Annotated in this window: 15 protein-coding genes; 6 read left to right on the top strand and 9 right to left on the bottom strand. The window is 67.3% G+C overall.

The features are described from left to right. Position 1 precedes the first annotated feature (1 nt). Together AB4083_RS01440 and dcd are read right to left on the bottom strand one after the other, a co-directional pair. Entirely contained in the window at positions 2 to 496 is a 495-nt protein-coding gene (locus AB4083_RS01440) for a hypothetical protein (protein ID WP_167255827.1), read from the bottom strand. Positions 497 to 617: 121 nt separating this feature from the next. After that, positions 618 to 1,184 carry a dCTP deaminase gene (gene dcd, locus AB4083_RS01435; protein ID WP_441605972.1) on the bottom strand — a complete coding sequence of 189 codons (567 nt, stop codon included), beginning with the start codon at positions 1,182 to 1,184 and terminating at the stop codon, positions 618 to 620. Positions 1,185 to 1,540: 356 nt separating this feature from the next. Between dcd and AB4083_RS01430 the strand changes: the two genes are divergently transcribed. Beyond that, entirely contained in the window at positions 1,541 to 2,140 is a 600-nt protein-coding gene (locus AB4083_RS01430) for a hypothetical protein (RefSeq protein ID WP_441605971.1), read from the top strand. 46 nt (positions 2,141 to 2,186) lie between these two features. On the opposite strand, the gene AB4083_RS01425 is transcribed toward AB4083_RS01430, so the two are convergent. Then, positions 2,187 to 2,714: an NADPH-dependent FMN reductase gene (locus tag AB4083_RS01425; RefSeq protein WP_441605970.1), complete on the bottom strand. Its 528-nt coding sequence runs from the start codon at positions 2,712 to 2,714 to the stop codon at positions 2,187 to 2,189. Positions 2,715 to 2,778: 64 nt separating this feature from the next. Then, entirely contained in the window at positions 2,779 to 3,873 is a 1,095-nt protein-coding gene (apbC, locus tag AB4083_RS01420) for an iron-sulfur cluster carrier protein ApbC (RefSeq protein WP_441605969.1), read from the bottom strand. Positions 3,874 to 4,008: 135 nt separating this feature from the next. Between apbC and AB4083_RS01415 the strand changes: the two genes are divergently transcribed. After that, positions 4,009 to 4,455, top strand: coding sequence for a DUF2147 domain-containing protein (locus AB4083_RS01415; protein WP_441605968.1), 447 nt, complete (start codon positions 4,009 to 4,011; stop codon positions 4,453 to 4,455). A 53-nt stretch (positions 4,456 to 4,508) separates the two neighbouring features. Here AB4083_RS01415 and AB4083_RS01410 read toward each other — a convergent pair whose 3' ends face one another. From AB4083_RS01410 to AB4083_RS01400, 3 genes are read right to left on the bottom strand one after another with little or no spacing between them, the layout of a single operon-like run. Further along, entirely contained in the window at positions 4,509 to 5,318 is an 810-nt protein-coding gene (locus AB4083_RS01410) for a DeoR/GlpR family DNA-binding transcription regulator (protein ID WP_441605967.1), read from the bottom strand. Beyond that, the gene (locus AB4083_RS01405) at positions 5,315 to 5,935 is read right to left on the bottom strand and encodes an HAD family hydrolase (protein ID WP_441605966.1); all 621 of its coding nucleotides are present in this window, start codon (positions 5,933 to 5,935) and stop codon (positions 5,315 to 5,317) included. The genes AB4083_RS01410 and AB4083_RS01405 overlap by 4 nt, the downstream gene beginning before the upstream one ends. Before the next feature lie 14 nt (positions 5,936 to 5,949). Continuing rightward, positions 5,950 to 7,110, bottom strand: a complete 1,161-nt coding sequence (locus AB4083_RS01400; RefSeq protein WP_441605965.1) for an MFS transporter — start codon at positions 7,108 to 7,110, stop codon at positions 5,950 to 5,952. Positions 7,111 to 7,429: 319 nt separating this feature from the next. Between AB4083_RS01400 and AB4083_RS01395 the strand changes: the two genes are divergently transcribed. From AB4083_RS01395 to nth, 4 genes are all read left to right on the top strand, one after another. Continuing rightward, the gene (locus AB4083_RS01395) at positions 7,430 to 7,978 is read left to right on the top strand and encodes a metal-dependent hydrolase (protein ID WP_441605964.1); all 549 of its coding nucleotides are present in this window, start codon (positions 7,430 to 7,432) and stop codon (positions 7,976 to 7,978) included. 29 nt (positions 7,979 to 8,007) lie between these two features. Then, on the top strand, positions 8,008 to 10,113 hold the full coding sequence (metG, locus tag AB4083_RS01390; protein WP_441605963.1) for a methionine--tRNA ligase: 2,106 nt from the start codon (positions 8,008 to 8,010) through the stop codon (positions 10,111 to 10,113). A gap of 61 nt (positions 10,114 to 10,174) precedes the next feature. Further along, positions 10,175 to 10,783 carry an RnfABCDGE type electron transport complex subunit B gene (locus AB4083_RS01385; protein WP_441605962.1) on the top strand — a complete coding sequence of 203 codons (609 nt, stop codon included), beginning with the start codon at positions 10,175 to 10,177 and terminating at the stop codon, positions 10,781 to 10,783. Continuing rightward, complete coding sequence (nth, locus tag AB4083_RS01380) at positions 10,780 to 11,487, top strand: endonuclease III (protein WP_441605961.1); 708 nt, start codon at positions 10,780 to 10,782, stop codon at positions 11,485 to 11,487. Before AB4083_RS01385 ends, nth begins: the two co-directional genes overlap by 4 nt. 100 nt (positions 11,488 to 11,587) lie before the next feature. On the opposite strand, the gene AB4083_RS01375 is transcribed toward nth, so the two are convergent. Both AB4083_RS01375 and AB4083_RS01370 read right to left on the bottom strand, forming a co-directional pair. Continuing rightward, entirely contained in the window at positions 11,588 to 12,067 is a 480-nt protein-coding gene (locus AB4083_RS01375) for a hypothetical protein (RefSeq protein WP_441605960.1), read from the bottom strand. Positions 12,068 to 12,151: 84 nt separating this feature from the next. Beyond that, on the bottom strand, positions 12,152 to 13,681 hold the full coding sequence (locus AB4083_RS01370; protein ID WP_441606460.1) for a SulP family inorganic anion transporter: 1,530 nt from the start codon (positions 13,679 to 13,681) through the stop codon (positions 12,152 to 12,154). Positions 13,682 to 13,686 lie beyond the last annotated feature (5 nt).

Below are 13,686 nucleotides of genomic sequence, written 5' to 3'. Positions count from 1 at the left end.
CTTAGCGCTGCGAGGGATCGTAGCCGCCGCCGCTCGCTTCCTTGCCCTTCAGTTCGTCGTTCATCTTGACCGGGGCGTGGTAGTCCTCGAGGGCGCGCGCCTTGGTCTCGACCGGGTTGATCTTCTTCAGCGTGCCGCCGTCGTCGTAGTACACGGCGAAACCGTAGTCCAGCTGCATGCGCGCCATGAATTCCAGATGCGCCTTGCGCACCTTCGACTCGTCGCTGGGGGTCAGCAGCACGGTCTTGGGCAGCTTGCCCTGGTCCTTCAGATAGGCGAAGTGGCTGCCGGTATCCAGGGCCGAGAGCACCGCACCGTCGACCACGAACTGGCCGCTCTTGTAGGCCTCGACGGTGGCGTCGAACTGGCCCTGCATCTGGGCCGTCTTGATGGCCTCGTCCTTGGTGGCGCCGCGATGGCAACCGGCCAGGACCAGCATGCTGCCCAGCAGGACGGCGGCAGCGCTGCGGCTGAGTAGCGTGGATAGACGAATCATGTGCATCTCCGGCAATTCAATTCAGGTGAAGACAACGAAGTGAGTGTAGCGCCGGCCCCCTGGCCTGCACCGGCGCGGGACGACAGCCGTTCAGCTGCCGACTCGCGCGAATTCCTGCGAATCAGGTGCGCGGCAGCGTGACGCCGAGCTGGCCCTGGTACTTGCCGCCGCGGTCGCGATAGCTGGTCTCGCACTCCTCGTCGGATTCGAGAAACAGCATCTGCGCCACGCCCTCATTGGCATAGATCTTGGCCGGCAGCGGCGTGGTGTTGGAGAACTCCAGCGTGACGTGGCCTTCCCACTCCGGCTCCAGCGGCGTCACGTTGACGATGATGCCGCAGCGCGCGTAGGTGCTCTTGCCCAGGCAGATGGTCAGCACGCTGCGCGGGATGCGGAAGTACTCCACCGTGCGCGCCAGCGCGAACGAGTTCGGCGGGATGATGCACACGTCCGCTTCCACGTCGACGAAGCTGTTCGGGTCGAACGCCTTCGGGTCGACGATGGTGGAGTTGATATTGGTGAAGATCTTGAACTCGCGTGCGCAGCGCACGTCGTAGCCGTAGCTGGAGGTGCCGTAGGAGACCAGCTTGTTGCCGTCGCGGAGCTTGACCTGGCCCGGCTCGTACGGCTCGATCATGCCGTGCTGTTCGGCCATGCGCCGGATCCACTTGTCGGATTTGATGCTCACTCAGGCTCCCGTTGCGATCAGATGTCCGTCCCCGCGTGGGGCGCTGGGCGGAAAGCGGAAAAACATAGCGGATCGCCCTGGGTCCCGCCAGTCGCAAGCATGGGCAGGCCATGCTGCCACCGGTCGCGGCAACACCCGCGCCCGACGCCTCGCTTGAGCCCGATTATCGTCAGCCAGGCGCAAGCCATACAATGCAAGTCACTGATCCATGGAAACTTTAAGGAAAGACCAATCGAACGCCAGGCTGAGCGGCGGCTAAATCCGCCCCGCCTTTGCCCGTCAACACGCCCCGCCAGCCCCCGTTCTCCGCAGGCACCGGGTCACGCAGTTCCACCATTCCAAAGAGGAGAACACCCATGCAGCACCGCATCAGCTTCCGCCGTCTCGCGCTCGCCGGTTTCATCGCTGCCGCCTTCGGCGCCGCCGCCCATGCGCAGGAGGCGCCGGTCAATCAGGACGTGCAGCGCAACGTCAACCAGCAGCAGCGCATCGAGAACGGCGTCAAGGACGGCCAGCTGACCACCCGCGAAACCTCGCAGCTGGAACAGGGCCAGGCGCATGTCGACCGGATGGAGCAGCGCGACCTGAAAAAGGGTCCGCTGACCAGCCAGGAGCAGGCGCAGATCCAGCATGCCGAAAACGTGCAAAGTCACGACGTCTACCGCGACACGCACAACGGCAGGACGCAGAACCCCAACTCCGCCTCCTCGCGCCGCATGGCCGCCGACGTGCAGCGCAACGTCAACCAGGAGCAGCGCATCGACCAGGGCGTGCGCAGCGGCTCGCTCAACGACAAGCAAGTGGCGCACCTGCAGGGCCGCGAGGCGCACGTCGACCACGAGGAGCACAACGCCGGCGCCAACGGCCATGTGAGCCGCGGCGAGCAGCGCCATATCCAGCACACGGAGAACCGCGACAGCCGCGCGATCCATCGGCAGAAGAAGGCCGGCGGCTGAGGGCTGAGCCTGAGGTGAAACGGGCGCCGCGAGGCGCCCGTTTTCTTTATGGGGTCAGCGCAACGGCGAGACGAGACAGCGCGGCGCGGATGCGTTCGACATGAGCGGCGTCGCCGAGCAGGGATTCCACCGAACAGCCCGCGCCCGGCAAGGGGAACGACGCCGCCGCCTCGTCCAGCATGCGCGCCGACATGGTGACCAGGATCTCGCGCAACGCCTCCTGCGCGTGATGCGAACCGCGCCCCGAGGCGTTCCATTGGGCCACCGGCTTGTCCGGGAATTCCAGGCTGGAAACCAGCCAGTCGAGCAGGTTCTTGAACGGCCCGGGCACGCCGTGCGCGTATTCGGGACAGGCGATCACGATCGCATCGCTCGACCCGATCACCGCGCGCAGCGCCTGCACCGCCGGCGGCAGCGGCTCGATATCCAGGTCCGGATTGAACAAAGGCAGTTCACCCATCCGTTCGAACAGCGTCAGCTCCCATGCCTGCGGCGCCAGTGCACGGCATGCGCGCAGCAAGGCGGTGTTGGCGGAGACGCCGCGGAGGCTGCCGCTGAGACAGAGGATGCGCAAGCTCAATGCCACCGCTTGCTTTGTTGGGGTTCGCTGCGCTCACCCCAACCTGCGCCGTGGCTCATCATGCCGGCGGCGTGCCCTGCACGATGATCTTGCCCAGGCCCAGCGATTTGTTGCGCGGCTGGCGCGACAAGCGGCCGGCGGTATTGCGGGCGATCTCGCGGTAGCGTGCGGCGAGGTCGGAATCGGGGATCGCCGCCACCGTCGGCGTGCCGCCGTCGGCCTGCTCGCGGATGCGGATATCCAGCGGCAGCGAGCCCAGATAGGCGATGTGGTACTGCTCGGCCATGCGCGCCCCGCCGCCCTCGCCGAAGATATGTTCCTCGTGCCCGCAGCTGGTGCACACGTGGGTGGCCATGTTCTCCACCACGCCGAGCACCGGCACTTCGACCTTCTCGAACATCTTCAGCGCCTTGCGCGCATCCAGCAGGGCGATGTCCTGCGGCGTGGTGACGATCACCGCGCCGGCCACCGGCACCTTCTGCGACAGCGTGAGCTGGATGTCGCCGGTGCCGGGCGGCAGGTCGACCACCAGGTAGTCGAGCTGCTCCCAGCGCGAATCGTTGAGCATCTGCATCATGGCCTGGGTGACCATCGGGCCGCGCCAGATCATCGGCGTCTCTTCCTCGATCAGGAAGCCGATCGACATCGCCTGCAGGCCATGCGCCTGCAGCGGCGTGATGGTCTTGCCGTCCGGCGACTCCGGCTTGCCGCTGATGCCGAGCATGCGCGGCTGGCTGGGGCCGTAGATGTCGGCATCGAGCACGCCGACCTTGGCGCCTTCGGCGGCCAGCGCCAGCGCGAGGTTGGCCGCGACGGTGGACTTGCCCACCCCGCCCTTGCCCGAGGCGACCACGATGATGTTCTTCACGTTGGGCTGCGGCGCCAGCGTGCCCTGCACCTTGTGCGCATAGATGCGGCTGCTCACCGACACCGCGGCGGCGTCGATGGCGGGGTCCGCCTCCAGCGCCTGCCGGGCCATCGCGGCGATCGCGTCGACCGCGCCGGCGGCCGGATAGCCGAGCTGCAGGTCGACCGAGACGCGCGCGCCATCCACGCCTACGGCGCGCAGGCTGTCGGCGAGCGGCGCGCCGGTGTGGGAGTCGATCGTGTCGCCGAGGATGCGGCGTACCAGGGCTTCGCTTGCCTGCGTCATGAAAGAGATTTGCAGCGGGAGAGAAGGCCCATTATGCCAGCCGCGGCGGCGCCGCCGAGCTTGCGCATTGCAGCTTGACGGCCAGCCGGGGCCTCGTCAGGCTCCGTCCATACCGTTTCGTATGGGAGGGACTGCATGAAGCCTTTGATCCGCCTCGCCACTGCCGCCGGCCTGCTGTTCGCCGCCGGCGCCGCCCTTGCCGCCAGCAACACGCCAGTGGGCACCTGGAAGACCATCGACGACAAGACCCACCAGCCGAAGTCGATCGTGCAGATCACCGAGGTCAACGGCGAGCTGCAGGGCAAGGTGCTGCAGGTGCTGGCGTCCGACCACGGCCCGAACCCCAAGTGCGTGGAGTGCGATGGCGCGCGCAAGGACCAGCCGATCGAGGGCATGGTGATCCTGTGGGGCGTCAAGCAGGACGGCGACGAATGGGACGGCGGCAAGATCCTCGATCCCAAGAACGGCAAGACCTACAAGGTCAAGCTGAAGATGCTGGAGAACGGCGCCAAGCTGGACGTGCACGGCTATATCGGCTTCTCGCTGATCGGACGCAGCCAGGTGTGGGAACGCCAGGAATAAGCGGCAGCCGGTCGCTCGAACAGAAAGCCCCGCCGATGGCGGGGCTTTTTTTGTCAGTCCGCCGCGGCGTCCGCGCGATGCACGCTCACGCCGCGCGCGGCATAGGCCGCCCGCGTCGCCTTGTCGACCTCGTGCTCGACCACCAGGTGCTGCACCTCGCCCAGCTCCGCCACGCGGTGCGTGGCCACGCTGCCGAGCTTGTCGCTGGTGACCACCACCGCGGTCTCGCCGCTGCACTCGACCATGGTGCGCTTGAACAGCACTTCCTCGCTGTCGAAACCCCACAGGCCGCCGTCCAGGTCCAGCGCGCAGGCGCCGGGAAAACACAGGTCCGCGCGAATACCCTGCAGCGACTTCACCGCCTGCGCACCTACCGCACCGCCGATGCGCGGATCGACCCGGCCGCCGACCAGCAGGATCTCGAAACCCTCGCGATCCATCAGCGCCAGCGCCACGTCGGGCGCATTGGTCACTACGGTCAACCCGCTGCGTTCCGGCAGCGCCGCGGCGATGGCGGTATTGGTGGAACCGGCATCGATCAGCAGGATCTGCCCCTGCCGCACCAGCGTCGCCGCCTTGCGCGCCAGCGCCTGCTTGCGGCCCGCATGCTCGGCGCGCCGCTGCTTCAGCGGCTGCACCGTCACCGTCAACGGCAGCGCGCCGCCGTAGACGCGCTTGCACAAGCCTTGCGCGGCCAGCTCGCGCAAGTCGCGGCGGATCGAGTCCTCCGATACCTGGAACTCCGCCGCCAGCTCCGCGGCAACCACGCGGCCGCGGCTGCGCAGCCGTTGCAGGATCCATTGCTGGCGCTCCTGCGGCAACGCCTCGGCGGGAAAGCTTTCGTGCGCGATGCTGCGGCTCATGCGGTGGCCCTCGCCTCGACCAGGCCGTGCGAAGCCAGCCAGGTGCGCAGGCCTTCCGCACCCTGGAACCACCACGCATGCATGCCCAGCGCAGCGGCCGCATCCACGTTGCGGCGCGCATCGTCGATATAGATGCTGCGCGACGGTTCGATGCCGTAGCGTTCGAACAGGCGCTGATAGATGCGCGGATCGGGCTTGATCAGGCGCTCCTCGCCCGACACCACGATGCCTTCGAAGTCATGCAGGAAGCCGTACAGCTCCAGCGCGCGCGGGAAGGTTTCGTGCGACCAGTTGGTCAGCGCGTAGAGGCGCACGCCGCGCGCCTTCAGTTCGGCCAGCAGTTCCACGCTGCCGGCGATCGGGCCGGCCAGCATTTCTTCCCAGCGCTCGCGGAACGCGACGATCAGCGGCGCCTGCTGCGGGAACTTCGCGCACAGCTCGGCAATCGCTTCGCTCCACGGCCGTCCCGCATCCTGCTGCTCGTTCCACGGCCCCGTGCACACCTGGGTGAGGAAATGCTCCATCGCCGCTTCGTCATCGAACAGCTGGCGATACAGGTAACGCGGATTCCAGTCGACCAGCACGCCGCCGAGGTCGAACACCACCGTATCGATCATTGCGCCGCTCCCGCTCATCGCCGCACGATCCGCGCCGAGGCGGACACCACCAGCAGCAACCCCGCCACCGTGGCCATCGCCATGGGCAGGCTGCTGATCTTCGAAAGAAAGCCGATCAAGGCCGGCCCGCTGAGCAGGCCGATATAGCCAAGCATGGTCACTGCCGCCAGCGCGACCGCCGGCGAAGTGCCCGGCAAACGGCCCGCGGCGCTGAACATCACCGGCACGATATTGGATGCGCCCAGGCCGATCAGCACGAAGCCGAGCAGCGACGCCGGCGCCCACGGCAGGCTCGACACCAGGGCGAAACCGGCGGCGGCGATCGCCGCGCCGGCGCGCACCGTCCACACCGTGCCCACGCGCTGCACCAGCCGGTCGCCGGTGAGGCGGCCCAGTGCCATGGCGATGGAGAAGCAGGCGTAGCCGATGCCGGCCGAGCTGGCCGCGAAGCCGCGGAAGTCACGCAGGAACACTGCGCTCCAGTCCAGCATCGAGCCTTCCGCCATGAAGCTGACGAAGCACAGCAGGCCCAGCAGCAGCACCACCCCGCGCGGGATGCCGAACGCCGCATGGCCTTCCGCATCGCTGGCGCCGGGCAGCAAACCGCTGCGCAGGGAGAACACCAGCGCGGCGAGCAAGGCGGCCAGCACCGTCGCGCACCACACCAGCGGCAAGCCGGTGGCGAGCAGCGCGCTCATCAGTGCCGCGCCGGTGAGGCCGCCGACACTGAACAGGCCGTGGAAGCCGGACATCAGCACGCGACCGTCGAGCTTCTCGACATCCACCGCATGCGCGTTCATGGCCACGTCGACCACGCCGAGCATCACGCCGAAATACGCCAGCGCCGCGGTGAGCGCGATGGCGCTCGGCGCCAGGGCAAGCGCCGGCAGCGCCAGGCACAGCAGCAGGCCGGAGGCGACGATCACGCGGCGGTTGCCGTAGCGATGGGTCAGCCAGCCCACGAACGGCATCGACGCCATCGAGCCGCCACCGAACACCAGCAGGATCAGGCCGAGCTGGGCGTCGTCCAGGCCGAGGCGCGATTTCGCGTACGGCACCATCGGCGCCCAGGCCGACATGCCGATGCCGGAGACCAGGAAGATCAGGCGGGTGGACAGCGTGGCGCGGCCCAGGGATGCGCGGCCGCTCAAGACGCCTTCGTTGCTTGCTTTCATGCCTTGCTGCCCGGATTCAACAATGGGCATGAATGTATACAATCGTGCATAAACAAGCAAATCATGGACGACGCCCGCCTACACAGCGGCCGTCATTCCGGCGTAGGCCGGAATCCAGTAGCGTCATTGCCCGGTTGTCGCGAAAAGCCCCAAAAGCGGCATCTGGAACGCCTCGCGACCATCAATCCTCGCCGCTACTGGATGACTCGCTCCGCTCGCCCCTCCGGGGCCGCCCTGCGGGCGTTCTTCGCGCTACGTGCTCGTCCGGCCTGCGCCGGAATGACGAGCTCTTTCGCAAGGCATCTCCAAGGACGACCCCATGCCCACCATCCTCACCCACGCCGCCGTCCCCCTCCTGCTCGGCGCCGCCGCCGGCAAACGCGCGATATCGCCGCGCCTGCTCGCCGCCGGCGCCATCGCCGCGATGCTCCCCGACGCCGACGTGCTCGCCTTCAAATTCGGCGTCGCCTACGCCGACACCTTCGGCCACCGCGGCGCCACGCATTCGATCGGCATGGCGCTCGCGCTTGGCATGGTGGCCGCACTCGCCTATCGCCCCTTGCGCAGCACGCCATGGCGCACCTTCCTGTTCGTCGGCCTCGCCGCCCTCTCGCATCCGCTGCTGGATGCGCTGACCGACGGCGGCCTCGGCGTGGCGCTGGCCTGGCCGTTCTCCAGCGAGCGCCTGTTCTTTCCCTGGCGCCCGATCGCGGTGTCGCCGATCGGCGCGCGCTTCTTCAGCGCACGCGGCCTGGTGGTGCTCGGCTCCGAACTGAAGTGGGTGTGGCTGCCCTGCGCCCTGGCCGCGTTTGCCGTATGGCTGGCGCGCCGCGGCGCGCGGCCTGAGGCCACCGCCCGCGTGCCATAATCCTCGATCCATTCATCAGCCGAGCAGCCATGTCCCGCCGACTCCTCGTCACCAACGCCCTGCCCTACGCCAACGGTCCGCTGCACCTGGGCCACATGGTGGGCTACATCCAGGCCGACATCTGGGTGCGGGCGCAGCGCATGCAGGGCGACGAAGTGTTCTACGTATGCGCGGACGACGCGCATGGCACGCCGATCATGCTGGCGGCGGAGAAGGCCGGGGTGGCGCCGGAGACCTTTATCGAAGGCGTGCAGCTCAGCCACGAGGCGGACTTCGCCGCCTTCGGCGTGGCCTTCGACCATTACCACTCCACCCATTCGGACGAGAACCGCGAGCTGGCCTCGCTGATCTACACGCGCCTGCGCGACGGCGGCTATATCGCGCGCCGCACGATCCAGCAGCTGTTCGATCCGGAAAAAACCATGTTCCTGCCGGACCGCTACATCAAGGGCACCTGCCCGGTGTGCGGCACGCCGGACCAGTACGGCGACAACTGCGAGAACTGCGGCGCCACCTATGCGCCCACCGACCTGATCAATCCCTACTCGGTGATGTCCGGCGCCACGCCGGTGCTGCGCGACTCGGAGCATTACTTCTTCGAACTGAGCAAGTTCGAGCCGCTGCTGCGCGACTGGTTCGCCGGCAAGCTGACCGATGGCGCGCCGGTGGCCAACAGCGGCGTGGTGGCCAAGCTGCGCGAATGGCTGGACGGCGGCCTGAAGGACTGGGACATCTCGCGCGATGCGCCCTACTTCGGCTTTCCGATTCCCGACGCGCCGGGCAAGTTCTTCTACGTGTGGCTGGATGCGCCAGTCGGCTACCTGGCCAGCTTCCAGGCGCTGTGCGCGAAGACCGGCACGCGCTTCGAGGACTTCCTCGCGCCGGACAGCCGCGCCGAAATGCACCACTTCATCGGCAAGGACATCATCAACTTCCACGGCCTATTCTGGCCGGCCATGCTCAAGGGCGCGGGCTTCCGCACGCCGACGGCGCTGCACGTCAACGGCTATCTGATGGTGAATGGCGCGAAGATGTCCAAGTCGCGCGGCACCTTCATCCAGGCGCGCACCTATCTGGACGTCGGCCTGCACCCGGAATTCCTGCGCTACTACTTCGCCTCCCTGCTGGGCGACACGCCGGTGGACGTGGACCTGGACCTGAAGTCGTTCGAGGAGCGCGTCAATTCGCACCTGGTCGGCAAGTGGGTGAACATCGCCAGCCGCACCGCCGGCTTCGTGCAGAAGTTCTTCGACGGGCGCCTGGCGCCTGCCTTCGGCAAGGTCGAGGCGGAGCTGTGGCGCGAGCTGATGTCGCACTACGACGAAGTGCCGGCGCTGTACCGCGAAGGCGAGTTCGCCGAAGTCACGCGCAAGTTCGTGCAGATCGCCGACCTGGTGAACGGCCATATCGCGGCCAAGGCGCCGTGGAACATCGCCAAGGACAGCACGCGCAAGCAGGAGCTGCACGAGGTGTGCTCGTTCGCGATCGCCGCGTTCCGCCTGCTCGCCGGCCTGCTCAAGCCGATCCTGCCGGCCACGGTGGAAAAGGCCGAGCGCTTCCTCGACGCGCCGGTCACCGGCTTCGACGACGCGCGCGCCGAACTGCACAACCACACCATCCATGCGTTCGAGCCGCTGCTCGGCCGCATCGACACCAAGCTGATCGAGGCGATGGTGGAAGCTTCGCGCGACTCGCTGGCCCCGCCCGAGCCGGTGGCGAAGCCCGCCAAGGCGATCAAGAACGAAACCAAGAAGGACAACGGCAAGACCATGAGCGACACCGGCACCACCGACACCGCTGCGGCAATCATCGGCATCGACGACTTCGCCCGGCTCGACCTGCGCATCGGCAAGGTCACCGCCTGCGCATTCGTCGACGGCTCGGACAAGCTGCTGCGCTTCGAACTGGACGCCGGCCCGCTGGGCACGCGCCAGATCTTCTCCGGCATCCGCGCCGCCTACGGCGAGCCGGAAAAGCTGCTCGGCCGCAACGTGGTGTTCATCGCCAACCTGGCTCCGCGCAAGATGCGCTTTGGCCTGTCCGAAGGGATGATCCTGTCCGCCGGCGACGGCGGCGACGATCTGTTCCTGCTGGATGCGGACCAGGGTGCGAAGCCCGGGGCGACGGTTCGCTGAGGTCCAGCGGAAGAACGGGAATGCCTCATTCCCATTCTTCCGCTTCGTTCAAGCTATCGCCATGAGCACCCTCGCCGACCGCATCGACACCCTGCTCCCGCAGACCCAATGCGAGCAATGCGGCTACCACGGCTGCCGCCCTTACGCGGAGGCGATCGCCAGCGGCGAAGCGCCGATCAATCAATGTCCGCCCGGCGGCGCGGCCGGCATCCGCAAACTGGCGGATCTGCTCGGACGCGAAGCGCTGCCGCTGAACCCTGAGAACGGCGTGGAAAAACCGCGCACGCTGGCGCGCATCGTCGAGGCGGATTGCATCGGCTGCACCAAGTGCATCCAGGTCTGTCCGGTGGATGCGATCGTGGGGGCGGCGAAGGCGATGCATACGGTGATCGCGGACGACTGCACCGGCTGCGAGCTGTGCGTGCCGGCTTGTCCGGTCGACTGCATCGTGCTGGAACCGATGCCGCTGACCCAGGTGGAAGATCCGGCACATGCCGATCAGGCGCGCACGCATTTCCAGCGCCGCGAAGCGCGCCTCATGCGCGAGCGCGACAGGCAGGCCGCCGAGCTGGCCGCGCGCAAGGCGCAACTGGGTGCGACGGTGAGCGACAACCCGGTGCTGGCCGCGCTGGCCCGCGCCAAGGCCAGGCAACAGGAACCCAAACCGTGAAGCGAGCCGACGTCGTCGAGCTGTTCTCCCGCCTGCGCGAACTGGACCCGCACCCCACCACCGAGTTGGACTACAGCACGCCGTTCGAGCTGCTGGTGGCGGTGGTGCTGTCGGCGCAGGCCACCGACGTGGGCGTGAACAAGGCCACGCGCAAGCTGTATCCGGTGGCGAACACGCCGCAGGCGATCCTCGATCTCGGCGAGGAAGCGCTCAAGCGCTATATCAGCACCATCGGCCTGTTCAATGCCAAGGCCAAGAACGTGATCGCGCTGTGCCGGATCCTGGTCGAGCAGTACGACGGCGAAGTGCCGGCGACGCGCGAAGCGCTGGAAGCGCTGCCGGGCGTGGGCCGCAAGACCGCCAACGTGGTGCTCAATACCGCGTTCGGCCATCCGACCATCGCGGTGGACACGCATATCTTCCGCGTCGCCAACCGCACCGGACTGGCGCCGGGCAAGGATGTGCGGGCAGTGGAGGACAAGCTGGAAAAAGCGGTGCCGCCGGAGTTCAAGCAGGACGCGCATCACTGGCTGATCCTGCACGGCCGCTATGTATGCAAGGCGCGCAAACCGGATTGTCCGCAGTGCGTGATCCGCGATCTGTGCCAGTACAAGGACAAGACGCCGGCGGAGCCCGAGAAGAAAAAGGCGCCCGCCAAAAAGGCAGCCACGAAGAAAGCCGCATCGCGGCGTAGGTTGGGGTGAGCCTACGGCGAACCCCAACAATGCGACTGCGCCTCGGCCGTGCGAATGTTGGGGTTCGCCGTAGGCTCACCCCAACCTACGCCGGATGTTTCGCGCATATTCAAAGCGTCCACACGCACACGCCACCGCGCCGGGAGGCGATCGCCGCCGTGCCTTTCGAGCGCAACTTGGTCTTGCACGTTGGGCACACCAGGTGCGAACCGTTCGGTTGCAGGATCGACTTCACCCCACCTTCGTAGCAATGCACGCACAGGTCGTGCGGCACCGCGCCGGATTCGCGGCTGGCCTTGAAGCGATACACCAGTCCGCCCTGCGGCAGCTGATGCAGCACATAGCGTTCGCGCTCCATGCGTGACTGGCGCACTTCTTCCACTTCGCGCACCAGCGCATCGCGCTGTTCCAGCAAGGCCGCATGGGCGAGCTGCATGGCCGCCAGGCGATGCTGGATCTCGGCCATCGCGCCGTACAGTTCCGCCGCCTTGCCGCGTGTCTCGTCCAGCGAATCCGCGCCGGCCATCTCGCGGGCGATATCCGAACCGGTCTTGATGGCGCCCAGCGCCGCCGTGATGTCCGCGAGCATCGGCCAACCTCCCCTTCCGCATGTAAAGAACCCCCGCGGACGCGTCTGGGCATCCGCGGGGTATGGCAAAACCGCATGAATCGATCAGGCCGCCTTGGCCGGTCCTTCCACGCGACGCTCAAGCTCCATCCAATCCACCACCAGTTCGCAACCCTTCGACTTGGCGTTGCGAGCCCAGTCGCGCAGCAGCTCGAAACTGGCCTGGTCGACGTGGTGCAGATCGTCCATCACCACGTGCAGGCGCGTGTTCGGCGGCACCTGTTCCAGCGTGCGCGCCATCGACGGCACCTTGAGGAAAGTAGCGATGCCGGTCAGGTGCAGCTTGGCCGCGCCCGGTTCGTCGTCGTGCTCGGCCAGGTTCACCTTCAGCCGCGAGGACAGCAGGGCCAGGCGGAACAGCGACAGCGCGAAGCCCACCAGCACGCCGGCCAGCAGGTCGGTGGCGACGATGGCGAAGGTGGTCGCCACATAAATCGCCGCGGTGCCCTTGCCGTAGGCGGCGAAGCTCTTCACCTGCTTGAAGTTGATCATCTTCACGCCGGTAAAGACCAGGATGCCGGCCAGGCAGGAAATCGGCGTCATGCGCATCAGCCACGGCAGCAGCAGCGCGAACACCAGCAACCAGCCGCCGTGCAGGATGGTGGCCATGCGCGTGGCGGAACCGGCCTGCACATTGGCCGCGCTGCGCACGATCACGCCGGTCATCGGCAGCGCGCCGAGCAGGCCGCACAGCGTATTGCCCAGGCCCTGCGCGGTCAGCTCGCGGTCGTAGTTGGTGCGCTTGCCGTCGTGCATGCGATCGACCGCCGCCGCCGACAGCAAGGTTTCCGCACTGGCGATAAAGGCGAAGGTCAGCGCGGCGACCAGCAGCGAGGGTTCGAGCAGGCTGCCGAGGTCGGTGAAGCTGGGCAGCGAGATCGCCGACAGCAGGTTGGCCGGTACATCCACCTTGTTGACGTTCACGCCCTGGAACTGCACGAACGCCGTCACCGCCACCACCGCCAGCAAGGCGCCGGGCACGAAGCGCAGCTTCTGCGGACGCAGCTTTTCCCAGCCCAGCATGATCGCGATGGTGGCGACACCCACGCCCAGCGCGGCCAGCCCGGTGCCTTCACCGGAGAACGCATTAGCCAACGCACCCGGCAAGGCCGCGAAGTTTTCCAGACCGCGCGCCATCGGCTTGGCATCGATCAGCACGTGCGCCTGCGAAGCGACGATCAGGATGCCGATGCCCGACAGCATGCCCGCCACCACCGCCGGCGAGGTCATGCGGAACCAGATGCCGACGCGGCACAGGCCGGCGGCGATCTGGATCAGGCCGGCCAGCAACACCACCGGACCCAGCGCCGCCACGCCATGTTCGCGCACCAGCTCGAACACCAGCACCGCCAGGCCCGCGGCGGGGCCGCTGACCTGCAGCGGCGAGCCGGCGATCACGCCGACCACCAGGCCGCCGATGATGCCGGTGATCAGGCCGGTCGCCGGCGGCATGCCGGAGGCGATGGCGATGCCCATGCACAAGGGCAGCGCCACCAGGAACACCACCACCGAGCCGAGCAGGTCACGGCTGAAGAAGTTGCTCGAAAAGTATTTCGAGATCGAGTTAGATGAGATCGGGT

The organism is Dyella sp. 2RAB6, from assembly GCF_052115385.1.
Taxonomy (GTDB): Bacteria; Pseudomonadota; Gammaproteobacteria; order Xanthomonadales; family Rhodanobacteraceae; genus Dyella_D.
Note: the sequence above shows the minus strand (reverse complement) of the source record. Positions and strands in the feature narration are given on the sequence as shown.

Coding starts and splice junctions, on each gene's coding strand:
- AB4083_RS01375 (WP_441605960.1), bottom strand. CDS start 12,067: ATGCTCGCGGACATCACGGCGGCGCTGGGCGCCATCAAGACCGGTTCG.
- AB4083_RS01400 (WP_441605965.1), bottom strand. CDS start 7,110: ATGAAAGCAAGCAACGAAGGCGTCTTGAGCGGCCGCGCATCCCTGGGC.
- AB4083_RS01385 (WP_441605962.1), top strand. CDS start 10,175: ATGAGCACCCTCGCCGACCGCATCGACACCCTGCTCCCGCAGACCCAA.
- AB4083_RS01440 (WP_167255827.1), bottom strand. CDS start 496: ATGATTCGTCTATCCACGCTACTCAGCCGCAGCGCTGCCGCCGTCCTG.
- AB4083_RS01415 (WP_441605968.1), top strand. CDS start 4,009: ATGAAGCCTTTGATCCGCCTCGCCACTGCCGCCGGCCTGCTGTTCGCC.
- AB4083_RS01395 (WP_441605964.1), top strand. CDS start 7,430: ATGCCCACCATCCTCACCCACGCCGCCGTCCCCCTCCTGCTCGGCGCC.
- AB4083_RS01405 (WP_441605966.1), bottom strand. CDS start 5,935: ATGATCGATACGGTGGTGTTCGACCTCGGCGGCGTGCTGGTCGACTGG.
- metG (WP_441605963.1), top strand. CDS start 8,008: ATGTCCCGCCGACTCCTCGTCACCAACGCCCTGCCCTACGCCAACGGT.
- AB4083_RS01410 (WP_441605967.1), bottom strand. CDS start 5,318: ATGAGCCGCAGCATCGCGCACGAAAGCTTTCCCGCCGAGGCGTTGCCG.
- AB4083_RS01430 (WP_441605971.1), top strand. CDS start 1,541: ATGCAGCACCGCATCAGCTTCCGCCGTCTCGCGCTCGCCGGTTTCATC.
- apbC (WP_441605969.1), bottom strand. CDS start 3,873: ATGACGCAGGCAAGCGAAGCCCTGGTACGCCGCATCCTCGGCGACACG.